The sequence below is a fragment of the Nonomuraea sp. NPDC005501 genome, assembly GCF_040605905.1.
Taxonomy (GTDB): Bacteria; Actinomycetota; Actinomycetes; order Streptosporangiales; family Streptosporangiaceae; genus Nonomuraea.
The window spans coordinates 1-23,055 of sequence record NZ_JBEXDT010000085.1; the positions used below are offsets into that span (position 1 = coordinate 1).

General features: G+C 71.9%; 20 protein-coding genes. 9 read left to right on the forward strand and 11 right to left on the reverse strand.

Going from position 1 to position 23,055, the window contains the following annotated elements; genetic code table 11:
• The coding region (locus ABZS51_RS32405) for a WS/DGAT domain-containing protein (protein ID WP_355449038.1) at positions 1 to 843 on the forward strand (843 nt) is incomplete at its 5' end.
• A gap of 75 nt (positions 844 to 918) precedes the next feature.
• On the opposite strand, the gene ABZS51_RS32410 is transcribed toward ABZS51_RS32405, so the two are convergent.
• Complete coding sequence (locus ABZS51_RS32410; RefSeq protein WP_310711148.1) at positions 919 to 1,461, reverse strand: TetR/AcrR family transcriptional regulator; 543 nt, start codon at positions 1,459 to 1,461, stop codon at positions 919 to 921.
• Between the two features lie 156 nt (positions 1,462 to 1,617).
• Here ABZS51_RS32410 and ABZS51_RS32415 point away from each other — a divergent pair, with 156 nt between their 5' ends.
• The 6 genes from ABZS51_RS32415 (at position 1,618) to ABZS51_RS32440 (ending at position 8,284) form a co-directional block, all read left to right on the forward strand.
• Entirely contained in the window at positions 1,618 to 2,547 is a 930-nt protein-coding gene (locus tag ABZS51_RS32415) for an aldo/keto reductase (RefSeq protein WP_310711151.1), read from the forward strand.
• Positions 2,548 to 2,742: 195 nt separating this feature from the next.
• Complete coding sequence (locus tag ABZS51_RS32420; RefSeq protein ID WP_355449041.1) at positions 2,743 to 4,251, forward strand: cytochrome P450; 1,509 nt, start codon at positions 2,743 to 2,745, stop codon at positions 4,249 to 4,251.
• A gap of 272 nt (positions 4,252 to 4,523) precedes the next feature.
• On the forward strand, positions 4,524 to 6,926 hold the full coding sequence (locus ABZS51_RS32425; protein ID WP_355449044.1) for a nitrate- and nitrite sensing domain-containing protein: 2,403 nt from the start codon (positions 4,524 to 4,526) through the stop codon (positions 6,924 to 6,926).
• Complete coding sequence (locus ABZS51_RS32430) at positions 6,923 to 7,342, forward strand: roadblock/LC7 domain-containing protein (RefSeq protein ID WP_355449047.1); 420 nt, start codon at positions 6,923 to 6,925, stop codon at positions 7,340 to 7,342. Before ABZS51_RS32425 ends, ABZS51_RS32430 begins: the two co-directional genes overlap by 4 nt.
• Positions 7,342 to 7,716, forward strand: a complete 375-nt coding sequence (locus tag ABZS51_RS32435; RefSeq protein WP_355449050.1) for a DUF742 domain-containing protein — start codon at positions 7,342 to 7,344, stop codon at positions 7,714 to 7,716. The genes ABZS51_RS32430 and ABZS51_RS32435 overlap by 1 nt, the downstream gene beginning before the upstream one ends.
• Complete coding sequence (locus ABZS51_RS32440) at positions 7,697 to 8,284, forward strand: ATP/GTP-binding protein (RefSeq protein WP_310711156.1); 588 nt, start codon at positions 7,697 to 7,699, stop codon at positions 8,282 to 8,284. The genes ABZS51_RS32435 and ABZS51_RS32440 overlap by 20 nt, the downstream gene beginning before the upstream one ends.
• Before the next feature lie 67 nt (positions 8,285 to 8,351).
• On the opposite strand, the gene ABZS51_RS32445 is transcribed toward ABZS51_RS32440, so the two are convergent.
• The 7 genes from ABZS51_RS32445 to ABZS51_RS32475 all read right to left on the reverse strand — a co-directional run bounded on the left by ABZS51_RS32445 (position 8,352) and on the right by ABZS51_RS32475 (position 17,754).
• Positions 8,352 to 9,962, reverse strand: a complete 1,611-nt coding sequence (locus ABZS51_RS32445; RefSeq protein WP_355449053.1) for a cation acetate symporter — start codon at positions 9,960 to 9,962, stop codon at positions 8,352 to 8,354.
• Positions 9,959 to 10,288 carry a DUF485 domain-containing protein gene (locus tag ABZS51_RS32450; RefSeq protein ID WP_355449056.1) on the reverse strand — a complete coding sequence of 110 codons (330 nt, stop codon included), beginning with the start codon at positions 10,286 to 10,288 and terminating at the stop codon, positions 9,959 to 9,961. Before ABZS51_RS32450 ends, ABZS51_RS32445 begins: the two co-directional genes overlap by 4 nt.
• A 240-nt stretch (positions 10,289 to 10,528) precedes the next feature.
• The gene (locus tag ABZS51_RS32455; RefSeq protein WP_355449059.1) at positions 10,529 to 13,390 is read right to left on the reverse strand and encodes a Tat pathway signal sequence domain protein; all 2,862 of its coding nucleotides are present in this window, start codon (positions 13,388 to 13,390) and stop codon (positions 10,529 to 10,531) included.
• Positions 13,391 to 13,516: 126 nt separating this feature from the next.
• Positions 13,517 to 14,332, reverse strand: coding sequence for a carbohydrate ABC transporter permease (locus ABZS51_RS32460; protein ID WP_355449062.1), 816 nt, complete (start codon positions 14,330 to 14,332; stop codon positions 13,517 to 13,519).
• Positions 14,329 to 15,228 (reverse strand): sugar ABC transporter permease, encoded by a 900-nt coding sequence (locus tag ABZS51_RS32465; protein ID WP_310711161.1) that lies wholly within the window; start codon positions 15,226 to 15,228, stop codon positions 14,329 to 14,331. The genes ABZS51_RS32460 and ABZS51_RS32465 overlap by 4 nt, the downstream gene beginning before the upstream one ends.
• The gene (locus tag ABZS51_RS32470) at positions 15,225 to 16,487 is read right to left on the reverse strand and encodes a sugar ABC transporter substrate-binding protein (protein WP_355449065.1); all 1,263 of its coding nucleotides are present in this window, start codon (positions 16,485 to 16,487) and stop codon (positions 15,225 to 15,227) included. Before ABZS51_RS32470 ends, ABZS51_RS32465 begins: the two co-directional genes overlap by 4 nt.
• Positions 16,488 to 16,590: 103 nt before the next feature.
• Positions 16,591 to 17,754: a PLP-dependent aspartate aminotransferase family protein gene (locus ABZS51_RS32475; RefSeq protein WP_355449068.1), complete on the reverse strand. Its 1,164-nt coding sequence runs from the start codon at positions 17,752 to 17,754 to the stop codon at positions 16,591 to 16,593.
• 44 nt (positions 17,755 to 17,798) lie between these two features.
• Between ABZS51_RS32475 and ABZS51_RS32480 the strand changes: the two genes are divergently transcribed.
• The gene (locus ABZS51_RS32480) at positions 17,799 to 18,767 is read left to right on the forward strand and encodes a LacI family DNA-binding transcriptional regulator (RefSeq protein ID WP_355449071.1); all 969 of its coding nucleotides are present in this window, start codon (positions 17,799 to 17,801) and stop codon (positions 18,765 to 18,767) included.
• Between the two features lie 95 nt (positions 18,768 to 18,862).
• A complete protein-coding gene (locus ABZS51_RS32485) occupies positions 18,863 to 20,347 on the forward strand; it encodes a serine/threonine-protein kinase (protein ID WP_355449074.1) in 1,485 nt (494 codons plus the stop codon).
• Between the two features lie 12 nt (positions 20,348 to 20,359).
• Here the strand turns inward: ABZS51_RS32485 and ABZS51_RS32490 are convergent, their stop codons facing one another.
• Genes ABZS51_RS32490 through ABZS51_RS32500 form a run of 3 tightly spaced genes read right to left on the reverse strand, consistent with a single transcriptional unit; the run spans position 20,360 to position 23,042 of the window.
• The gene (locus ABZS51_RS32490) at positions 20,360 to 21,847 is read right to left on the reverse strand and encodes a cation acetate symporter (protein WP_355449077.1); all 1,488 of its coding nucleotides are present in this window, start codon (positions 21,845 to 21,847) and stop codon (positions 20,360 to 20,362) included.
• Positions 21,844 to 22,296, reverse strand: coding sequence for a hypothetical protein (locus ABZS51_RS32495; RefSeq protein ID WP_310711166.1), 453 nt, complete (start codon positions 22,294 to 22,296; stop codon positions 21,844 to 21,846). The genes ABZS51_RS32490 and ABZS51_RS32495 overlap by 4 nt, the downstream gene beginning before the upstream one ends.
• Positions 22,293 to 23,042: a LytTR family DNA-binding domain-containing protein gene (locus tag ABZS51_RS32500; protein WP_355449080.1), complete on the reverse strand. Its 750-nt coding sequence runs from the start codon at positions 23,040 to 23,042 to the stop codon at positions 22,293 to 22,295. The genes ABZS51_RS32495 and ABZS51_RS32500 overlap by 4 nt, the downstream gene beginning before the upstream one ends.
• Positions 23,043 to 23,055: the final 13 nt, after the last annotated feature.

Sequence of the window (23,055 nt, forward strand, 5' to 3'; positions counted from 1 at the left end):
GCCGTCCGCGCGGCCGGCGACCTCGACGCGATCCCCCTGGTCTCCAGTGTCCCGGGCGCCGGGCTGATCGCCAGGGCGGCCAGGCTCGTGGCGCGGGACCGGCACCACCGGCCGGAGGTTCCCCGGCTGGTGGCCCCGCGCACCACGTTCAACGGCCCGGTCAGCGCCGAGCGGCGCGTGTCGTTCGGCTCGGTCCCGCTCAAGGACGTCAAGAGCGTCGCCAAGGCCAACGGCATCAGCGTCAACGACGTCGTCATGACCCTGTGCGCCTCGGCCCTGCGCGCGTGGCTGGTGGAGCGGGACGCGCTGCCCGCGGAGCCGCTGGTCGCCGCCGTCCCCGTCGCGGTCCGTACGGGGGGCGCCCGGCAGCTCGTCGGCAACCAGATCTCGGCGATGGTCGCCCCCCTCCCCACGCACGTCGCCGGCGCCCGTGACCGGCTGCGTGAGACGGGGGCCGCGATGCGGGCGGCCAAGCGCCGGTTCGCCGAGGCGCCGGCCTCCTGGCCCGCGGACCTGTGCTCGCTGCTGCCCGCTCCGCTCACGAGCCTGGCGACGCCGGCGCTCTTCCGGCTGGCGTCGGTGGCGTTCCCGCCCATCAACATCATCATCAGCAACGTGCCCGGCCCGCAGTTCCCGTTGTACCTGTGCGGGGGGCGGGTGCTGTCGTACTACCCGCTGTCGGTGGTGTCCGACGTGAGCGGCGGCCTCAACATCACGTGCTTCTCGTACGACGGCATGCTGGACTTCGGCGTCGTCGCCTGCCCGGAGCGCGCGGACGACGTGTGGGGCATGCTCGACCATCTGCGCGCGGCGCTCGACGAGCTGCTGGCGCTCGACGCCTAGTGACCCCACGGCCCGGCACCGCACCGCGACCCGGCACCCCGCCCCGGGCCAGGCAGGGGCCGGGCCAGGGCCGGGTCAGGCCAGCGAATGGGCGATGAGCTCGGCCACGGCGTCCGGGTCGAGCTGGTGGCCGGTGAGCTGACAGAGCGTCTCCTGGTAGAGCAGGACGGCGGCGAACGTGGCCGCCGCCACCTCCAGCCGCGCCGCGTCGCCGCGCGCGCCCGGCAGCGCCAGCTCCAGCGCGAACCTGGCGCGCCGGATCAGCTCCCCGTTCAGGCGGCCGAGCCGCTCCCGTACGGAGCCGTGGGTGTCGGCCTCGCGGAACAGGATGCGCCGCATCGCCGGTGAGGCCCGCAGCGGCAGCCCGCGCGCCAGCCGGGACAGCGTGCCGGCCGGGTCGCCGGGGACCGCGTCGACGTCGCGCCCCTCCTCGACGATCGTCCGCTCGTCCACCAGCGCGACCAGCACGTCGATCTTGCGCGGGAAGTAATGGAAGACCAGTCCCTTCGGCACCTGGGCCAGCCGGGCGATGACGGAGGTCGGGGTGGCCTCGTAGCCGCCTCCGGCGAACAGCTCCTCCGCCGCGTCCAGGATGCGCTTGCGCGCGTCACCGCTCACCACAGCCGCACCTTAAGCCTCCGCCCGCTCGCCCCGCCATCCCGCCGGAGGGAGACCCTTGTCCTGATCGCCGAGGCCGCCGGGCACTGACCCGGGGCGGGGCGGCGGCGGGGGGCTGCCACCGGCCGCCGCGGAGGCGGACGGGATACTGGGGCGATGCGAGTGATAGGCGACACGGACCTGTCCGTTTTCCCGATATCCCTGGGCACCAACGTCTTCGGCTGGACCGCCGGCAAGGAGGACGCGTTCGCGGTCCTCGACGCCTACGTGGAGGGCGGCGGCAACTTCATCGACACCGCCGACGTCTACCCGTACTGGGCCACCGGCGAGCCGACCTCCGAGATCATGATCGGCGAGTGGCTGGAGGCGCGCGGCAACCGCGAGTCCGTCGTGCTGGCGACCAAGGTCGGCATGCTGGAGGGCGTCAAGGGTCTGGCCCCGGACACCATCCGGACCGCGGTCGAGGGGTCGCTGCGCCGGCTGCGCACCGACTACATCGACCTCTACTGGGCGCACGTGGACGACCGGGACACGCCGCTCGCCGAGACGCTCGGCGCGTTCGACGCGCTGGTCCGCGAGGGCAAGGTCCGGCACGTCGGCGCCTCCAACTACCAGGCCGACCGGCTGGCCGCGGCGCTGAAGGTGTCCGACGACGAGGGCCTGACCCGTTACGTGGCGCTCCAGCAGCAGTACAACCTGGTGGAGCGCGACTACGAGGGCGAGCTGCGTGACGTGGTGGCCCGGGAGGGGCTGTCCAGCACGCCGTGGTCGTCGCTGGCGCGCGGCTTCCTGACCGGCAAGTACCGCCCCGGGGTCACCGTCGACAGCCCCCGGGCGAAGGGGGCCGGCGAGTACCTGAGCACGGAGCGGGGGCCGCGCACCGTCGAGGCGCTCGTCCGGGTGGCCTCGGCGCGCGGGGTCGAGCCCGCGTCGGTGGCGCTGGCCTGGCTGGCCGCGCAGCCCACGGTCGCGGCGCCGATCGCCAGCGCCCGCAATGTGGCGCAGCTCCGGCCGCTGCTGGAGGCCGCCGCGCTCAAGCTGGACGCCGACGAGCTGCGCGTGCTGGACGAGGCCTCCCGTCCCTGAGCCGGCGACCCCGGCCGCGCCGAGCGCCCATGCGCGAACCGGCGGGCGGCGGCGCCGTCGTTATCTCATCTTGATCAAAAAGCATGATCATGTGATACTTGACGCGCCCCGTTGCCGAAGTCAGAGACAGCGCTTCTCAGCGCAGGATGCTCGAGCACGCAGCCGCAGATCAGGATCGACGTAGGGAACGCCCTCATGCCGCTTGCCACGGACCCCACCGTGTCCAAGCCACGAGTCCTTCCGTTCTACCGTGTGGTCCCGCGGCTCCTCAGGGACCCCGTCACCGAGCTGACCCGCATGGGCGTGGAAGCCGAGGGCGGGGTCGTCCGGCTCGACATCGGCCCGTTCCGGCCCTACCTGGTCTCCCATCCTGACCACGTCCGGCAGGTGCTGGAGACGCGGGCGGCCGGCTTCGCGCGCGAGGGCGTGTTCTGGCGCCCGCTGCCCGGCGGCGCCGGGCGGGGCGTCCTCGGGGACGGCGACGGCTGGGCGTCCGGCCGGGAGATCCTCCAGCCGCTGCTCACCGCCTCCGGGGTCGCGTCGCCGGCCGAGGACATCGCCGGCGTCGTCGCCGGGCGCGTCACCGCGCTGGACGAGGACGCGCGCGGCGGCCGGCTGGTCGACGCCGCTCACCTGATGGCCACGATCACCGACCACGTCCTCGTCAGGGTGCTGTTCGGCGGACACGTCCCGCCGCGGGCGGGCGAGCGGGAGGCGGGCGAGCGGCTGCTGCCGGATCTCGCCGTCTGCGCCACGGCCGCCGGGGTCCGCCTGCCGTTCCCGTTCGTGCCGTACGCGATGCGGGCGCCCGGCGACAGCACCTTCCTGGACGCCGCGCGCAGGATCGACGACGTCGTACGCCCGCTGATCGAGGATGCCCGCGCGGCGGAGCACCGGGGCGGCGACGCCCCCGGGCGGCCGGACGCGGTGGTCACGAGCCTGATCAGGGCCAGGATCAGCGAGGACGGCGCGGGCGGCGCGGACCTCCCGGGGCGGGTGCGCGACGACCTGGTCGGCGTCTACGGAGCCGCCGCCGAGACCACGGCGACCGCGCTGACCTGGCTGTGGACGTTGCTGCACGACCATCCCGAGGTGAACGCGCGGCTGCGTGACGAGATCGAGTGGGTCGTGGGCGACGGCCCGGTACGGCCCGGCCACGTCCAGGAGCTGACGTACCTCCGGATGGTGCTCCAGGAGCTGCTGCGCGTCCATCCGCCGGCGTGGATCATCCCGCGGCAGGCGGTGAGGGACACGGAGATCGGCGGCGTCCCGATCGCGGAGGGCTCGCAGGTGCTCGTCAGTCCGTACACGACGCACCGGCTGGAGGCGTTCTGGGAGCGGCCGGCGGAGTTCGACCCGGAGCGCTGGGCGCCCGAGCGCCACGAGCGGCGGCACCCCTACGCCTACGTCCCGTTCGGCGCGGGGTCGCACGGGTGCCCGGGGCAGGACCTGTTCCACCTGCAGGCGGCGCTCGTGGTGGCCGCGCTGGTCGGCAGGTACCAGCCGGAGCTGGCCAACCCGCAGCGCTTCACGCCCGTTCCGGGAGCCGTCGTACGGCCCAGGGAGGCGCCGCTGCTGCGGCTGCTCCCGGGCGGGCGGGACGAGGAGTCCCGGAACGGCGCCTGGCCGTCGGCCGTCCCGCTGCCCGCCATCGGCGGAGGGCCGGCGCACGACTGGACGTGGCCGATGGGCGGGGGCGCGTGAGCGCAGCCCGGCGGACGCCCGGGGGTCCGTGCCGGTGAGGCCGCGAAACCCGGCCTCTCGCAAGGAGAATTGACTAAAAGTCGCGACAAGAACGGATATGTTGGTTCAAATCACCTTGGTAACTTGAGCCATGATCAGGCCCTTGCTAAGGTCCCGAGGATGTCAGCGCTGGTATGCCACGGCATGTCCTGGTCGTCAGCCATTCACATGGACTTCGCAGGGTAGGTACTATGCGCCCCCGCAATTCACGTCTGCGGACCAAGGTCACGGCGTTGCTCCTTTCCCTGACGGCGCTGTGGGTCTTCGCGGCCTGGGTCACGCTGCGTGACGGGGTCAACCTGCTCTGGGTGTCGCAGATCGACACCAGCGTCATCGACCCGAGCCAGCCGCTGCTGGTGGAGCTGCAGCGCGAGCGCCGGATGACGATGATCCGGCTCGGCGACCCCTCCCCGCGCACCCGCCAGGACCTCAAGGCCCAGCGCGAGGCGGCCGACCGCGCGCGGACCACCTTCACGGCCGCCGCCCAGGAGTGGATCGTCGACTGGGCCCTGGACGACGAGGGCAGCACCCGCCTGAGCCAGACGTTCAAGCGCCTGGAGGGTCTCGACACCATCCGCCAGACCGTGGACGCCGGTCAGCTCACCCGCTCCCAGGCCGCCACCACGTACGACGAGATCATCGACTCCTTCTACAGCATGCACAGCCTCATCGGCACCGTGGACGACCAGACGATCGCCAAGGACATCCGCACGCTGGGGACGCTCAGCAAGGCCCGCGAGATGCTCTCCCGCGAGGACGCGCTGCTGGCCGGCGCGATCGCCGAGGGCCGGCTGACCGTCGAGGAGAAGACCAAGTTCACCGAGACGGTCGGCGCCTGGCACATCATGACCGAGCAGGCCGCCATCGACCTGCCCGCCAACGAGCGGCCCGCGTACGATGCCCTCACGATCAGCAACGGCATCGTCCGCCTGCACAACCTGGAGACCCTGGTCGCCGAGTACGGCGGGGGCCGCGAGGGCATCCCGTTCGGCGCCGACCAGTGGGCCTCGGCCACGGAGCGCGGGCTGGCCGAGTTCAACGCGTTCGTCGTCGGCGCCGGTGACCGGCTGGTGGAGCGCACCACGCCCGTCAGCATCGGCGTCATCATCCGGCTGGCGCTGGCCGGCGGCCTGGGCCTCATCGCGGTCATCGCGTCGATCGCCCTGTCGATCTCCACCACCCGGCAGCTCCTCGCCCAGCTGCAGAAGCTGCGCGACGCGGCGCACGAGCTGGCCGACGAGCGGCTGCCCGCCGTCGTGGACCGGATCGGCCGCGGCGAGAGCGTCAACGTGGACGTCGAGGCCCCGGCCCTGCGGTTCGGCGACGACGAGGTCGGGCAGGTGGGCCAGGCGTTCAACTCGGTGCAGCAGACCGCGCTGCGGGTCGCCGCCGAGCAGGCCGAGCTGCGCCGCAGCATCCGCGACATCCTGCTCAGCCTGGCGCGCCGCACGCAGGGCCTGGTCCACCGGCAGCTCACCGTCCTCGACGTGATGGAGCGCCGCGAGGCCGACCCGGAGGAGCTGAAGGAGCTCTTCCGGCTGGACCACCTGGCGATCCGCATGCGGCGCAACGCCGAGAACCTCATCGTCCTGTCCGGCTCCTCCCCCGCCCGCACGTGGCGGCGCTCGGTGCCGATGGTGGACGTGGTCCGCGGCGCGCTGGCCGAGGTCGAGGACTACACCCGCGTCACCATCACCCCGATGGGCGACGTGGTGCTCGTCGGCCGGGCCGTCGGCGACGTCATCCACCTGCTCGCCGAGGTGATCGAGAACGCGGTGTCGTTCTCGCCGCCGTACACGACGGTGCAGGTCAGCGGGCAGCTCGTGGCCAACGGTTACGTGATCGAGGTCGAGGACCGCGGCCTGGGCATGAAGCCGGAGGACCTGGCCGCCGCCAACGAGCGCATCGCCGAGCCGCCCGAGTTCCGCATCACCGGCACCGCCCGGCTCGGCCTGTACGTGGTCAGCCGTCTCGCGGAGCGTCACGGCATCCAGGTGGTGCTGAAGGCGTCCCCGTACGGCGGGACGACGGTCGTGGTCCTGCTGCCGCAGGAGCTCGTCCAGATGGACGACGCGCCGAAGCCGCACGAGGACCTGCCGACGTCGCTGCCGCGCAGGCAGACGGGCCTGGCGACCGCGCCGAGGCCGGTGAACGGGGAGAACGTCCGCACGCTGAAGGTGGCCTCGAACCGCAGGGCGCTGGCGCTGGAGCCGGACGAGCTGACAGACCTCCCCGAGCCGAGAGAGCCGGCCGATCTCGGCCGTCCACGCAGGGTTCCGAGCCATCGGAGGCCGGAGATGGAGCAGCCGCACAGAGAGCCGGCCCGTAGAGAGCCGGCCCACGGAGAGCCGGCCCGCGGAGAGCCGGCGGGGACGGCGCCGGAGCCCTCGGCGGTGGAGCGGCCCGCGGCGGCGTTCACGCCCGGCGGTCTGCCGCTGCGGGTGCCCCAGGCCAGCCTGGCGCCCGCCCTGAAGGAGGAGCCGCCGCCCGTGGGGGCGGCGGCCGAGGAAGACGATGACGAGCGCTCCCCGGAGGAGATCCGGGCGATGATGGGATCGCTGCAGTCGGGCACCCGGCTGGGCAGGACCGACGCGGCCCGGCTCATGGGCGAGCGGCGACCGGGAGGCGACGCGTGACACCGAGTTCCGGCACGGATCTCAACTGGCTTCTCGACGATCTGATCGGGCGCATCCCCGAGGCCCGGCACGCCATCGTGCTCTCCTCCGACGGGCTGCTGATGGCCTCCTCGGCGGGGCTGGAGCGGACCGACGGCGAGCATCTGTCCGCGGTGGCGTCCGGGCTGCAGAGCCTGGCCAAGGGCGTCTCCGAGCGGGTGGAGGGCGGCCCGATCAGGCAGACGGTGGTCGAGTGGAGGTCGCAGTTCCTCATCGTGACCAACGCGGGCGAGCGGGCCTGCCTGGCGGTCCTGTGCGCGCAGAACGCCGACATCGGCCTCGTGGCGTACGAGATGGCGATGCTGGTGGCGCGGGTCGGCCAGTACCTGACCTCGGCGGCGCGCACCGGCGAGGCCGTCGCCGGGAGCGAACGGTGATGACGACCGGGGACCCGGGAGAGGAGCACTGGGTCGACCCGGAGATCATCCGTCCCTACGTCGTCACGCGAGGGCGCACCCGGCCCGCGCACGGCCGGTTCGACCTCATCTCGATGGCGCTGGCGGTGGGCCCGCCGCCGGGCCCGGACGCGGGACTCGACCCGGAGCATCTCCGGATTCTCCAGCTCTGCCGCGAACCCAAATCGGTGGCGGAGATCGCCGCTCACCTCAACCTGCCCGCGGGAACGATCCGCGTGCTGCTCGGCGACCTGTTCGACAGGGAGCTCGTCTCGGCCCAGGAACCGCAATCCGAGGTGGACATGCGTGACATGAGGATGTACAGGGCGGTGCTCGATGGTCTTCGGTCGCTCTGAGCGCCCGCGCCTGCCCACGGCGATCAAGATTCTGATCGCCGGGGGCTTCGGTGCCGGCAAGACGACGATGGTCGGCGCGGTCTCGGAGACCAGGCCGCTGCGGACCGAGGAGGTCCTCACCGACCGGGGCGTCGGCGTCGACGACATCTCCTCGGTGGAGGCCAAGCGGACCACGACCGTGGCCATGGACTTCGGCCGCATCACGCTGTCCAACGACTACGTCCTGTACCTGTTCGGCACGCCCGGTCAGGAGCGGTTCTGGTTCGTCTGGGACGAGCTGGCCGAGGGGTCGCTGGGCGCGGTGATCCTGGCCGACACCCGGCGCCTGGCCGACTGCTTCCCCTCGGTCGACTACTTCGAGCGGCGGGGCACGCCGTTCGTGGTGGCGGTCAACTGCTTCGACGGGTCGCCGACGTTCGAGCTGGACGAGGTGCGGATGGCGTTGCAGCTCGACCCGGCGATCCCGATCGTGATGTGCGACGCGCGCAAGCGCGACTCCAGCCGGGAGGTGCTCATCACGCTGGTGAAGCACTCGGCCCGGCTGCGCGCCGAGCCCGTCAGCACGTAACGTCGCCCGTACGCGCGAGGAGGGCCCGGCCGGGTGGCCGGGCCCTCCTGCCGTGCCGGGAGGCGCGTCAGTGCTGGCTGGCCTTCTCGGCGCCGACGCCGGTGAGCGAGCGGACCTCGATCTCGGCGTACTTGCCCTCGTTGCGCTCCTTGCTGAGCACGGTTCCCAGCCACCCGCACAGGAAGCCGAGCGGGATGGAGACGATGCCGGGGTTGCTGAGCGGGAACCAGGCGAAGTCGGCGTCCTTGAACAGCGCGGTCGGCGACCCGGACACCACCGGCGAGAAGATCACCAGGATGAGCGCGGACACCAGGCCGCCGTAGATGGCGCTGACCGCGCCGGCCGTGTTGAACCTCTTCCAGAACAGGCTGTAGAGGATGGCCGGCAGGTTGCCGGAGGCGGCGACGGCGAAGGCCAGCGCCACCAGGAACGCGACGTTCTGCCCCTGCGCCAGGATGCCGAGGCCGATCGAGACGGCGCCGATGACGAACGCGGAGATGCGGGCCACCAGCACCTCCTCCCGGTCGGTGACGTTGCCGCGCTTGAAGACGTGCGCGTACAGGTCGTGGGCGAAGCTGGAGGAGGAGGCGAGCGTGAGGCCCGCGACGACGGCGAGGATCGTGGCGAAGGCGACGGCGCCGATGAGCGCCAGCAGGATGGTGCCGCCCACGTCGCCGAGGAACGTCTCACCGATGGCCTTGGCGAGCAGCGGCGCCGCCGTGTTGCCCGCCTTGTCGGCGGCCGCGATGGCCTTGCCTCCGACCAGGGCGGCGGCGCCGAAGCCGAGGACGAGCGTGAGCAGGTAGAACACGCCGATGATGCCGATGCCCCACAGGACGGACTTGCGGGCGTCCTTGGCGGTCGGCACGGTGTAGAAGCGGATGAGGATGTGCGGCAGACCGGCCGTGCCGAGGACGAGCGCGAGGCCGAGGCTGATCAGGTCGATCTTGCCGGCCAGGCCCTGCGCCTCGGTGCCGTACTTCAGGCCGGGGATGAGGAAGCTGTCGCCCTTGCCGCTCTGCGTGGCGGCGTCGCCGAGCAGCGACGACAGGTTGAAGCCGTAGTGGGCGAGGACGAGGATCGTGATCAGGGCGGCGCCGGTCATGAGCAGGACGGCCTTGACGATCTGCACCCAGGTGGTGCCCTTCATGCCGCCGAAGACGACGTACACGATCATGAGGGCGCCGACGCCGACGATCGTCCACGCCTTGCCGGACGGCGAGGTGATGCCGAGCAGCAGGCCGACGAGGGCGCCCGCGCCGACCATCTGGGCCAGCAGGTAGAAGATGCTGACCGTGATCGTGGAGACGCCGGCGGCGGTGCGGACCGGGCGCGGGCTCATGCGGAAGGCCAGCACGTCGGCCATGGTGAACTTGCCGGAGTTGCGCATCAGCTCGGCGACGAGCAGCAGCGCGACCAGCCAGGCCACGAGGAAGCCGATGGAGTACAGGAACCCGTCGTAGCCGGACAGGGCGATGATGCCGGCGATGCCGAGGAACGAGGCGGCCGACATGTAGTCGCCGCCGATGGCCAGGCCGTTCTGGGCGCCGCTGAAGGACCGGCCGCCGGCGTAGTAGTCGGCGGCCGTCTTGGTCTGGCGGCTGGCCCAGAACGTGATCCCCAGCGTCAGCGCGACGAAGAGGAGGAAGAGCGTGGTCGCGAGGGTCGTCGAACTCACAGGGCCTTCTCCTCGACCTCGTTGCGGAGCTTATCGGCGATGGGGTCGAGCTTCTTCTCGGCGTGCCGCGCGTACGCCCAGGCGATCCAGAACGTCGACACGAACTGGAGCAGGCCGAAGACCAGGGCGACGTTCACGTTGCCGAACAGCTTGATGCCCATGAAGTCACGGGCGAAGCCGGACAGGATGACGTAGAGCAGGTACCACGTCAGGAACGCGACCGTCATCGGGAACGTCCAGCGGCGGAAGCGCCGCTTCAGGTCCTGGAACTCGGTGCTCTCCTGGACCTGCTCATAAACGGATGCGTCATGTTCTTGAGTCGTCACGAGACCTCCACTGTGATGCGGATCACGCCCAACGTAGGAGCGCAACCTATCCGTAGTGGAGGCCTCACAGGGGGTCGTTCGGCGAGCCGCCACGGCATTGAGGCCAACCGTGCGGCGCTTGCGATGAAAGGTCCCATTCGCGCGACGAACGGTCGGCCCCGCCGGCGTCGGTCAGGGCGGTGTCCAGGGGGCCTGCCCGGCCGGCGGCCGGCACGTCGCGCGCCTCCGGGACGCGCGCGCTCATCGGGCCGGCCCTTCCAGCGAGAGGGCGAACAGGTGGAGCTGCGGGCGGGTGAGCGCCGGCAGCGTGAGCGAGCGCAGCTCCTTGGCCGGGTCCAGCTCCGCCCGCGTCTCGAACAGGCCGACCTTGAGCGTGTTGGAGCCGCTGCGGCCGTGCCGGTGGGTGCAGCGCAGCACCTCGGTGGTCGGCGAGGCCCCCGCGCCGCCCCAGTCGGGCATCGTGAACGGCACCTGGGCGGTGGAGCCGTCGGCGTAGGTGGCGGTCAGCGTGCCCGTGAGCGCCCCGGAGGTGGCCGCGCCCAGCAGCCGCGCCCTGGTGTACCTACCGGCCGGCACGGCGATGGTCTGGCCCTGCCCGGTCACGTTGTTCCTGGCGCCGTCGCCGTACGCGGGGAAGGTGAAGGTCAGGCCCTCGTGGACGAGCGGGCCGGCGGGCGGCAGCTCCTCGGCCGGGTAGGTGTAGCCGGAGCCGTCGGCGTCGCCGTCGGTCATGGCCTCGTGGGAGGACACCGCGTCGTTGTCGAAGTGCGCCGACAGGCTCACCGGGGTGGTCGGTCCCGGCGGGGGGATCGGCGGCAGGCCCCACGGGTCGGCGGGCTTGGCCGTCGCCACGGGCGCGACGACCACGTCCGGCCGCGCGCCGGTGTGGACCAGGACCTCCCGGCCCTTGGGCAGGGTGATCTCCACGACGCCGCCGCCCAGGTCCTTGACCGTGGCCGCGGCGCCGTCCTCCAGCACCGCGGTGATCTTGCCGGTCAGGCCGTGCCTGAGCCGCAACGGCTCGCCGGCCAGGCTCCTGACCCGGATGAAGCGGGTCACGCCGGCCCGCCGTACGGCGGAGACGAGGAACGCGCCCTGGGTGCGGAAGTCGTGCAGCGTGACGTCCTGCCAGGCGGCCGGGACGGCCGGGAAGACCCGGACGACGCCGCCCCAGCTCTGGCAGAGCATGTCGTGGATCGACTGGGCGGCCGACAGCGGCGTCTCGATGACCGGGCCGCCCTCGGCGTAGTGGGTGTTGGCGCGGCAGGGGAAGCGGCTGGCCGGGTCGAAGAACTTGTCCAGGTACGACAGGGCGGTGTCGCCGCGGCCCATCATCGCGTACAGGGAGGCGGCTCCGGTGTAGCTGTAGCCGCGGTGCGCGCCGGTGAGCGACTGCCAGCGGACGACCGACTTCTCGATGATCTCCCGATGCTCCGGCTGGTCCCAGTTGACCTGGTACAGCGGGTACACCATGAGCAGGTGCGAGTAGTGGCGGTGGGACTGGTCGTACGGGGTCTCGGCGCCGATCATGAAGCCGTTGGCGTCCGCCGGGTAGTCCACCAGGGTGTCGAGCACCTCCTGCCAGCGGGCCTTGAGCGGGTCGTCCACGCGCAGGCGCGCGGCCGAGTCGAGCAGCGTCCGGCACCCCCAGCGGATGAGCGCCAGGTCGTAGTTGGTGTCGCGCGGCGGCGTGACGGGGTACTCCGGCGACAGCGTGCTCGGCAGGTGCAGCTTCCCGTCGGCGCCGGGGGCCAGGAAGTGCAGGTAGTAGTTGACGGCCCGGCGCAGCAGCGGGAAGACCGTGTCCCGCAGCAGCCCGTCGTCCATGGTGTGCCGGTAGGACAGCCAGACGTTGTGCAACGCCCAGGTGAGGTCGCCGACCTCGGCGCCGGAGCCGGGAGTGCCGACGCCGCGGGTGGCGAACATGTCGGAGCTGCGGCCCACGCCCGCGGAGTCGGCCCGGTAGGCGGCGGGGACGTTGGCGACGAGCTGGTCCCGGTTGCGGTCCAGGGTGGAGGTGAGCGAGTCGAGCTCCAGGTGGTTGGAGCCGTGGATGAGCCAGTACTCCAGCTGCACGTTGAGGTTCCACCACACGGCGGGCCACGGGGTCGGCTCCAGCCAGGGGCCGGTCGTCGCCATGACGGGCCCGCCGGCGCGGCTGGCCGAGGCCGTCTTGTAGAGCTGGATCCAGTAGAAGCTCTGCAGCCGCTCGTCGGGCAGGGAGATGAAGCTCTTGCCGTAGAAGTCGTGCCACCAGTCGCGGTGCCGCTGCCTGAGCGTGCCGTACGGCTCGGCGCCCTTGATCCGGGCCACGGCGGTGGCCTGGGCGTCGGCGGCGGGGAAGCTGTGGGCGACGGTCAGCATGAGCGTGTCGCCGCGCACCCGGTAGGCGGTCGCGGTCTGGCCGCCGCCGGTCAGCGGCTGGATCACCTGCGCGATGCCGCCGGAGGACGCCGTGGTCCAGGCGGGGTTGGGGGTGTAGCCGGACGGCGGGGCCTCACTGGCGCCGCGGGGGCTGGCGGCCTCCTCGGGGTGGAAGGTCCAGCGCACCTGCTCGCCGCCGGCGGCCGCGGCCCTGGCCACGAGGATCTCGTCCCGGATGAACGCCGAGCAGGTCAGCGTGCCCTTGTCGGTGGTGACGGTGCCGGTGAACTCGGCGTTCCAGAGGTCGAGCCGCCAGTCCACCGCGGTGATCGCGCCGAGGGGGTCGAGGGTGAGGTGGCCGACGGGCAGCCGGCAGGTGCCCCAGCCGCTGCCGAACTCGGGCCGGTGGTCCTGAACGCGGCCGTGCTGGACGGTGAAGCGGATCTTGTTCTGGCCGGGCTCCTGGTAGATCATGCTGCCCAGCAGCCCGTCCCCGAGGAACGGGCCCTCGTGCCAGGCCTTGGGCATCCGGCCCCACCGCAGGTCCTGGTCCTTCATGAAGTCCTGCCAGGTGATCCGTTGCTGGAGCCGCCAGGCGGGAGCGGCCGCCCCGCCGGCGGACGCTCCGGTGGCGGACGTGCCCGCCCGGGCGGGGCCGGCGGTGGCGGCGGTGGTGAGCAGGGCGAGGGCGAGGGCGAGGCCGCCCGCGGAGCCGATGACAGCTCGGCGCGAGGCCATACCTCCGAGGACTTCCGGCGTTAAGGGCGAATTTTCGGACATGAAAGGCTCCAGCGCAGGGATTGGGGGGCGAGACCGCTGATGAATGAGAAGATCCATCCGATGTCTGCCTCTGTCAAGCCCCCCTCACCCCTTGACTGCGCCCGCGGTGAGCCCCTCCACGATGTAGCGCCTGATGGCGGCGAAGAGCACCAGGGTCGGGATCACCGACACCACGGTCGCCGCGGCCATGGAGCCCCAGTCGATGTCGTACTGGGTGATGAAGGAGTTCATCGCCACCGGGATCGTCTTGGCGTCCTCGCTGTCGATGAACGTGATCGCCAGGAACAGCTCGTTCCAGCACTGCACGAACGCGAAGATGAACGTCGCCGCGATGCCCGGCAGCATCACCGGGATCACCACGCGGACCATCGCCGCGAGCCGGGAGGCCCCGTCCACCTGCGCCGCCTCCTCCAGCGCCACCGGGATCCGCTCGTAGAACCCCCGCATGATGATCGTGGAGAACGGCACCAGCATCGCCACGTACACGAGCATGAGCCCGGCGAGATGGTTGAGCAGGTCGAGGTCGGACATCAGCAGGTACAGCGGCCCGAGCGCGATGAACAGCGGGATCATCTGCGTGACCAGGAACGCCAGCATCAGCGCGCCCCTGCCGGGGAAGGAGAAGCGCGCCAGCGTGTAGCCGCCGAGCACCCCGATCACGGTGACGGCCGCCGCCGCGACCAGCGAGACGAGCAGGCTGTTGAGCAGGTACGCGCCGAAGTCGGCGAACGAGAACAGGTCCGCGTAGTGCTCGAAGGTCACCTCGCCCGGCCAGTACCTCAGCGGCATCGAGAAGATCTCCGCCTTGGGCTTGAGCGAGGTGACGGCGATCCAGTACAGCGGGAACAGCGTGATCACCAGCCAGACCGCGAGCACGGCCCCCTTGGCCGGGCGTCTCATCGGGACCTCTCGAATCGGGTGGCGTTCAGGTAGAAGACGCTGAAGGCGAGCAGCAGGCCCAGGATGAGCATCCCGACCGCGCCGGCCCGGCCGTAGTCGCCGCCGATGACCTGCTGGATGAGGAACGTCGTGATGATGTCGGTGCTCCCCGCCGGCCCGCCGCCGGTCATGGCGTAGATGAGGTCGGGGAAGTTGAGGATCCAGATGATCCGCAGCAGCACGATCAGGGCCAGCGTCGGGCGGATGTGCGGCAGCGTCACGTGCCAGAACTGCCGCAGCCGGGAGGCGCCGTCCACCGACGCCGCCTCGTACAGCTCCGCCGGCACCGACTGGAGCGCCGCCATGATCATGATGGCGAAGAACGTCACGCCGTACCAGACGTTGGCCACGATCACCGAGGTCATCGCCCAGCCCGGCGAGGCCAGGAACCCGATCCGCCCGTCGATGATCCCCGCTTTCAGCAGCAGGTCGTTGACCACGCCGAACTGCCCGTTGAACATCCACCGCCACAGCAGCCCGATGAGGAAGCCCGACATGGCCCACGGGAAGAACACCCACGCCTGGTAGAGGCCGCGGCCCCGGAAGTGCCGGCGCAGCAGCAGCGCCAGCCCGAACCCGAGGAAGAACTGGAAGAACAGCGACACCGCCACCCACGTGCCGGTGTTGCGCAGCGCGGTCCAGAACCGGTCCTCCGCCAGCACCGCCCGGAAGTTCTCCAGCCCGACGAACGGCGTCGAGGTCAGGTCGAACAGGTTGTAGCGCTGGAAGGCGATGACCGCGCCGCGGATCATCGGGTAGTACGTGAACACCAGCACGAACACCACGCCGGGCAGCAGGCACAGCGCGACGAACCTGGCCCTGCGCCCCGTGAACGCGGGACGGGCGACCTGGCTCACGAGACCTTCTTCGCCTGGTCCGCCCAGAACGCGTCCCAGGACGTGAGCACCTCGGCGACGGTCTTCCTGCCGGTGATCAGCGCCTGCACGTCACGGTCGGAGTCGGCGATGAACTGGCTCCAGCCCGGGTAGTCGACCGGCCGGACCGTGATGACCTGCTTCGGGTCCTGCTGCGCCTCCAGGTACGCCTTCCACGCGCCCTGCGAGAACTGCGGGTCGTTCTGCGCCTGCCGGGAGATCGGGATGAGCGAGTTGCCCTTGGCGAAGGCGATGCTCTGCTTGGCCTCCGACAGGTACTGCACCAGCTTGACCGCCTCCTTCTGGTGCTCGCTGAAGGCGGTGACGCCCCAGCCCGCGTAGCCGACCGGCTGGAAGGCGTAGCCGGACGGGCCCTTCGGGATCGGCGCCGTCGACCACGCCTTGACCCCGCTCTCCTCGACGGTCTTGATGACCTCGGGGTCCTGGATGAGCATGCCGGTGACGCCGGAGGTGAAGCCCTGCACCATCTCCGGGTAGCCCCAGGAGACCGAGTCGGGCGGCGACGCCTCCTTGAAGATCTTCACGTACAGGTCGAGGGCCTGCGCGGCCTCGGGCGTCGAGAAGATCGTCCGCTTGTCCTTGAGGTAGAAGGACTTCTGCGGATCGAGGGCCTCGCCGTTGTACGCGCTGATCATCTGGACCGCGTAGTCGGCGCCGCCCTTGCCGCCCCGGAAGGAGTAGCCGAACCGGTCGCCGGAGGTCATCTTCTTGCCCGCCTCGTACAGCTCCTGCCAGGTCTGCGGCGGCTGTGCCAGGCCCCAGTCGGTGCGGTAGAACAGCGTGCGCTGGTAGAAGCCGTACGGGATGAGGTACGCCTTGCCGCCGATCTCGACGGCCTTCTTCTGGGCCAGCTCGGTCAGGTCGGACCAGCCGGCCCACTGGGTGGTGGGCAGCTCGGCCAGCCAGCCGTTGTTGGAGAAGGACTTGGCCGTGTGGTCGCGGACCTCCAGCACGTCCAGGTCCTTCTTCGTCTGCAGGATCTGGGTGATCTTCTGGTCGGCGCTGTCCAGCGGGGGCGAGACGAGCTCCACCTCCACGCCCGGGTTCGCCTTCTCGAAGCCCTCGATCAGGGTCTTGAGCAGCTTGGTCCGTTCGGGGCTGGTCAGGCTCTCGATCATGCGTAGCTTGACCTCACCCGAGGACGAGCCGGAGCCGCAGCCGGCGAGGACGAGCGTCGCGGCCATCGCTGCTGCTGAGGCCGACAGAAGGGGGGTTCGCATAGGTGCCTCCGCACGAGTAAGACAGCACTGGGAGTCCGCCGTCGGGCCGGCGGCGGGGACCGCCGGCCGCACTGCCGGATGACACGGCAGACAGCGCTGTCAGTCACGCTAGGCGACCAACCCCCTCCAGCGCCAGACCCAGGTCCTTGATCAACGTGTCGGCCGGCTCCAGCCCCACCGACAGCCTGACGAGGCCGACGGGGATGCCCATGGTGGCCCGCACACTCTCCTCGGTGGACAGGGCGGGGGCGTTGACCAGGCTCTCGAAGCCGCCCCACGACACCCCGACGCGGAAGTGCCGCAGCAGGTCGATGAAGCCCGCCACCTCCTCCCGCGACTCCGTGTCGAGCTCCAGGCTGAACAGGCTGGAGAAGCCGGACATCTGGCCGGCGGCCAGCGCGTGACCCGGGTGGGAGGGCAGCCCCGGGTGGTTGACGCGCCGGACGGCCGGGTGCTCGTCCAGGAACTGCGCCACCGCCAGGCCGCGCTCCTGGTGGGCCGCCATCCGCACGGGCAGCGTGCGCAGCCCCTTGATCACCTTGGCCGCGTCGTGCGGCGACATGGCGGCGCCGTAGAGCTGGTACTCGGTCAGCGCGAGCGGCCGGATCAGCCGCGACGGACCGGCCACCACGCCGCCGACCAGGTCGCTGTGCCCGCCCACGTACTTCGACAGCGAGTGGACCACCAGGTCGACGCCCATGGTGAGCGGCTTCTGGAAGAGCGGGGTGGACCAGGTGTTGTCCATGACCGTGACCAGGCCGCGCTCCGCGGCCCACGCCGTGACGGCGGGGATGTCGAAGACCTCATACCGCATGTAGGAGGGCGACTCGAAGTACAGTAGACGCGTGCTCTCCCTGATAGCGCTGTCACAGCTGACGAGATCGTCGACGTGCGTATGCGTGACGCCGAACTTCTCGAGGTAACGCAGGAACTGGGTGGTCGGCCCGTAGACCGCGCCCAGCACCAGCACATGGTCGCCGGCCGACACCAGCGACGAGATCGTCGCCGAGATGGCGCCCATCCCGGAGGCGAAGCACTTGGCCCGCTCGGCCCGCTCCAGCGCCGCCAGCTTGCGCTGGACGAGGTCCACGGTCGGGTTCGTGCCGCGCCAGTAGACGTACCGCTCGTCCTCGTTCCTGATCGCCTCGCCGAGCTCACCGGCCGTGGCGAAGGTGAACACCGAGTTCTCGAACACCGGTGGGTTGACCGCGCCGAGCATCCACGGTTCGTCCTCGCCCAGCCGGCCACAGATCCATTCATCGTCCATGGGGGCACAGTATGACAGCGCGCCGCAAACCCACTATGGCCGACGTGGCCCGTCAGGCGGGTGTCAGCCTCAAGACCGTGTCGCGGGTGGTGAACCAGGAGCCGCACGTCAGCCCCGTCCTCCAGCGGAGGGTGCAGGAGGCGATCGGCGTGCTCGGCTTCCGCCGCAACGAGGCGGCCGCCCGGCTGGCCCGCGGCGCCACCATGCTGACGATCGGGCTGATCATGGAGAACATCTCCAACGAGTTCTACTCCCGGCTGGCCAAGGCGGCCGAGGCGGCGGCGGCCGACCACGCGGCGCTCGTGGTCTTCGGCTCGTACGAGGAACGGCCGGAGCGGGAGCGGATGCTCGTGGAGTCGATGTACGCGCGGGGCGTCGACTCGCTGATCATCGTGCCGTCCGCCGCCGACCACGGCTGGCTCGCCGAGCACGGCGGCCTGACCACGGTGTTCGTGGACCGGGTCCCGCACGGCCTGGAGCGGGCCGACGTGGTGCTGCTGGACGACGTCCGGGGCGGCCGGATGGCGACGGAGCACCTGCTGGCCCGCGGGCACCGGCGCATCGGGCTGATCTCCGACGACGAGGCGTTCAGCTCGGTCCACGACCGCGCCTGCGGCTACCGCGCGGCGCTGGGGGAAGCGGGCGTGGCCGTGGACGAGTCGCTGGTGGTGCGGGGTGTCTTCGACCCGTGGCGGGCCGGGCACGAGGTGGCGCGGCTGCTGTCCCTGGACGACCCGCCCACGGCCTTCTTCGCCACCAACAACCGGGCGGCGATCGGCATCCTCCAGGCGCTACGCGAACGGCCCGAACATCCGGCGTACGTGGGCTTCGACGACTTCGCGCTGGCGGACGTGTTCAACCCCGGGGTGACGGTGGTGCGCTACGACGTGACCCGGCTCGGGCGCAGCGCGGTGGACCTGCTCCTGGACCCTTCGGACACGCCGCGTCGCGTCAAGGTCCCGGTCGAGCTGGTCGCCCGCGGCTCCGGCGAGCTCCCCCCGCCCTCCCGGTAGCTGATCCGGTCGCGGCCTGCCACGTGCTCGGGGTCCGGGGAAGGCGGCGGGCTGCGGGCTGCGGGGAGAGATGCGGCACGGCATGATAGGGCGCGATGAATGGGCATCTATCCCCCGACGCGACCAGCGCGCAGCGGCGCACCATCGGCCCGTACGTCCTGGACCGCAGGCTCGGCGAGGGCGGCATGGGCATCGTGTACCTGGCGCGCGACGGCTCCGGGCGGCACGTGGCGCTCAAGGTCATGCGGCCGGAGCTGGCCGCGCGCGAGGAGTTCCAGCGGCGCTTCCGCGCGGAGGCGGAGGCCGCCCGGCAGGTCGCCCGGTTCTGCACCGCGGCCGTGCTGGACGTCGGCCTGGACACGGGCGGCCCCAACACGGTTGGTCCGAACACGGGGGGCCTGGACACGGGGGGCCTGGACACGGGCGCCGGCGGGGCGCAGGCGTACATCGCGACCGAGTACATCGACGGCCCCGACCTGTCAGCCGTGGTGGAGGCGCAGGGCCCGATGAGCGGGTCCACGCTGGAGGCCCTCGCCGTCGGGGTGGCCACGGCGTTGTCGGCCATCCACGGGGCGGGCGTGGTGCACCGCGACCTCAAGCCGTCGAACATCCTGCTCAGCCCCGTGGGACCGCGGGTCATCGACTTCGGCATCGCCCAGCTCGCCGACACCCTCGCCGGGCAGGGCGACACCGGCGTGGTGGTCGGCACGCTGCCGTACATGTCGCCCGAGCAGGGCCGCGGCGAGCGGGTGACCGCGGCGGCGGACGTGTTCGCGTGGGGGTGCGTGGTCACCTACGCCGCCACGGGTCGCCCGCCGTTCCCCGGCCGGAGTGACGCCGAGATCCTCTACCGGGTCGCCCACCACGTGCCGCGCCTGGACGGCCTCGACGAGCGGCTGCGCCCCCTGGTCGAGCAGGCCCTGGACAAGGACCCGGCGCGCCGCCCCACCGCCCAGCAGCTCCTCGACCGGCTGCTCGGCCGCGAGAGGGTGACGGCGGAGGCCGCGACCCGGCTGGTGTCCGCCGGCTGGGACGTGAGCGTGCCCGTCCCGCGTCCCGTGACGGACCGGCCGCCCCGCCGGTGGCTGGTGCCGCTGCTGGTCGCGGTGACCGCCGTGGCCGTCTCGGCGGCCGTGCTGGCCCTCACGCTGTACGGCGGCCGGGAACGGCCCGGCGGCGGCGCACCCACGGCGGGCCGCGATCTCCAGGTCGACGGGGTCAAGCTGCACGTCGAGGTCGCCTCGCTCACCCGTGAGGGCCGTACCGTCACCCTCCAGTGGTCGGTGCGGAACGCCGGCGACAAGGCCTGGAACCCGTGGACCGCCTTCGGCACGGAGCCGGGCAGCAAATGGCAGTACAACAGCACCGCCGGGGTGATGCTGGTGGCCCCGGCGACCGGCAGGAAGTACGGGCCGGTGACCGAGGGCGACACCTGCTCCTGCAGTCCCACCGGCAACCCCCTGCGGCCCGGCGACACCGCGCCCTACTACTCGCTGTTCACCGGTGTTCCCGAGGACGCCGACCGGGTCGGCGTGCAGATCCCCAGCGTCGGCTACTTCGACGACGTCCCCATCGAGTGAGCGGCACAGGGGTCAGGACGAGCGGGGACGCCAGTCGCCGCGGTCCAGGTTGAGGTCCTCGGGGGTGTGCAGGCGGACCATGGTCCTGGCCACGCCCGGCGGCACCCGGTGCGGCGTGAGGAACGAGACGGCCACCATCACCACGAACGCGATCGGCACCGTCCACGCCGCCGGCTGGGCCAGCAGCGCGTTCGCCGGCCCCTCGTACGGACCGCCGACGATCGTGACGAGCACCGCCGCGCAGGCCAGCCCGCCGCCCACGAACAGGCCCGCCAGCGCGCCCGTGGTGCTGAGCCGCCGCCACCAGATGCCGAGCACCAGCAGCGGGCAGAACGAGGAGGCGGCCACCGCGAACGCCAGCCCCACCACGTCCGCCACCGGCAGCGCCCTGGCCTGGAGCGCCAGTGCGAGCGGCACGGCCACCGCCATCAGCGTCGCGATGCGGAACGAGCGCACCCCGCCCTTGAGCAGGTCCTGCGCGATCACCCCCGCCACCGACACGGTCAGGCCCGAGGACGTCGACAGGAACGCGGCGAACGCCCCGGCCGTGACCAGCGCCGTCAGCAGGTCGCCGAGCGTGCCGCCGACCATCCGGCCGGGCAGGGTGAGGACGACGGCGTCGGTGCGGACGAGGTCGGGCGCGTACAGCCGGCCGAGCCAGCCGTACAGGGCGGGCAGCAGGTAGAAGGCGCCGAGCAGCGACAGCACGACGAGCGTGGTGCGGCGGGCGGCCCGCCCGTCGGGGTTGGTGTAGAAGCGCACGAGCACGTGCGGCAGCCCCATGGTGCCGAGGAACGTGGCCAGGATCAGCGAGTACGTCGAGTACAGCGCGTACTCCTTGCCGCCGGCCAGCGGCACCTGCCAGGTGGCGGCGTCCTGCGGGCTCAGCGGCGGCGCGCCGCCCGCCCGCCACGCCATGAGCAGGAACACCAGCGGCACGGCCAGCGCCGTCAGCTTCAGCCAGTACTGGAACGCCTGCACGAACGTGATCGACCGCATGCCACCGGACAGCACGTTCACCGCGACGACCGCCGCCACGAGCAGCCCGCCCGCCCACCGCGGCGCCCCCGTGATCTCCCGCAGCACCAGGCCGGCGCTCTGGAACTGCGGCATCAGGTACAGCCAGCCGATGAGGACGACGAGCACGCTCGCGGCGCGGCGCACGGCCATCGACTCCAGCCGCGCCTCGGCGAAGTCCGGCAGCGTGTACGCCCCCGAGCGGCGCAGCGGCGCGGACACGAGCACGAGCAGCACCAGGTAGCCGCCCGTCCAGCCGACGGGCAGCCAGAGCATGTCGGCGCCGAAGGACAGGATCAGCCCGGCCACGCCCAGGAACGAGGCGGCCGACAGGTACTCGCCGCCGATGGCGGAGGCGTTCCAGAGGGGGCTGACGGTGCGGGAGGCGACATAGAAGTCGGAGGTGGTGCGGGAGACGCGGATGCCGAACGCGCCGATGAGCACGGCCGCCACGACGACGACGAGGACGGCGGCGAGGCTCACGGGCGTTCGACCAGGTCCGCGAAGTGGCGCTCGTTGCGTTCGGCCTGCCGCACGTACAGCCAGGCCCCGATGACGAAGGCCGGGTAGATGAGGCCGGCGAGCACCGCCCAGGGCAGCGGGACGCCGAGCAGCTCCGCCTCGCGCAGCCGCGGGATGAGCAGGAACAGCAGCGGCAGGCCGCACACCACGCAGCCCAGGACCGTGCAGACGAACAGCGCCAGCCGGAACTGGGTGCGCAGCAGGGAGCGCATGTACACCTCGCCGAGGTGGGTCTGCTCGTCGATCTCCCGGGTCGCCGGGTAGCGGGGCCGGCGCGCGGCGGCGGTCCGCGGGCTGGTCACGGCCACCCGGCGTGGCTGCTCGCCGCGCCGGGCCGGACGCGGGGTCTCGGGGTCGCGGCCCGTTCGGCGGGCCCCCTGCGGGCGCGGGGTCTCGGGGTCGCGGCTCATTCGGCGCGTCCTCTGCGGGCGCGGCGGACGAGCAGGTCGCGCAGCTCGCGGGTGTGGCGGCGGCTGACCGGGATCTCCGTGTCCCCCACCCTGACCGTGCAGCGCCCGGAGTCGATGTGCAGCTCCTCGATGTGCTTGACCGCCACCAGGTGGCTGCGGTGCACCCGGACGAACCCGGCCGAGGCCCAGCGCTCCTCCAGCACGGCCAGCGGGATGCGCACCAGGTGGCTGCCGGTGGACGTGTGCAGGCGGGCGTAGTCGCCGTGCGCCTCCACGTAGACCACGTCGGTGCTGGAGACGAACCGGGTGACCCCGCCCAGCTCGACCGGGATGGTGTCGGACTCGCCGCCCTCGGCGGGCACGTCCGCCGAGACCGCGACCCGCCGGATCGCCTCGGCCAGCCGCTCGGGGCGCACCGGTTTGAGCAGGTAGTCCTCCGCCTTGATCTCGAACGCCTCGATGGCGTGCTCCTCGTACGCGGTGACGAACACCACGCGGGGCGGATTGGCGAAGCGCGACAGCAGCCGGCCCAGCACGACGCCGTCCAGGCCGCGCATCCTGATGTCGAGGAACACCGCGTCGATCGGCCGGCCCGCGGCGATGGCCCGGTCCAGCAGGCGCAGGGCCGCGGCGCCGTCACGGGCGGTCGCGACCTCCCCGATGCGCGGGTCGGCGCGCAGCAGGTATGACAGGTCCTCCAGCGCGGGCAGCTCGTCGTCGACCGCGAGAACCCTGAGTTGCGCCATAGACAGTGATAAA

Bases quoted from the DNA above. Each gene is read 5' to 3' on its own strand.
- ABZS51_RS32415 (WP_310711151.1), top strand. From the start codon at position 1,618: ATGCGAGTGATAGGCGACACGGACCTGTCCGTTTTCCCGATATCCCTG.
- ABZS51_RS32420 (WP_355449041.1), top strand. From the start codon at position 2,743: ATGCCGCTTGCCACGGACCCCACCGTGTCCAAGCCACGAGTCCTTCCG.
- ABZS51_RS32435 (WP_355449050.1), top strand. From the start codon at position 7,342: ATGACGACCGGGGACCCGGGAGAGGAGCACTGGGTCGACCCGGAGATC.
- ABZS51_RS32440 (WP_310711156.1), top strand. From the start codon at position 7,697: ATGGTCTTCGGTCGCTCTGAGCGCCCGCGCCTGCCCACGGCGATCAAG.
- ABZS51_RS32455 (WP_355449059.1), bottom strand. From the start codon at position 13,390: ATGGCCTCGCGCCGAGCTGTCATCGGCTCCGCGGGCGGCCTCGCCCTC.
- ABZS51_RS32460 (WP_355449062.1), bottom strand. From the start codon at position 14,332: ATGAGACGCCCGGCCAAGGGGGCCGTGCTCGCGGTCTGGCTGGTGATC.
- ABZS51_RS32470 (WP_355449065.1), bottom strand. From the start codon at position 16,487: ATGCGAACCCCCCTTCTGTCGGCCTCAGCAGCAGCGATGGCCGCGACG.
- ABZS51_RS32475 (WP_355449068.1), bottom strand. From the start codon at position 17,754: ATGGACGATGAATGGATCTGTGGCCGGCTGGGCGAGGACGAACCGTGG.
- ABZS51_RS32485 (WP_355449074.1), top strand. From the start codon at position 18,863: ATGAATGGGCATCTATCCCCCGACGCGACCAGCGCGCAGCGGCGCACC.
- ABZS51_RS32495 (WP_310711166.1), bottom strand. From the start codon at position 22,296: ATGAGCCGCGACCCCGAGACCCCGCGCCCGCAGGGGGCCCGCCGAACG.
- ABZS51_RS32500 (WP_355449080.1), bottom strand. From the start codon at position 23,042: ATGGCGCAACTCAGGGTTCTCGCGGTCGACGACGAGCTGCCCGCGCTG.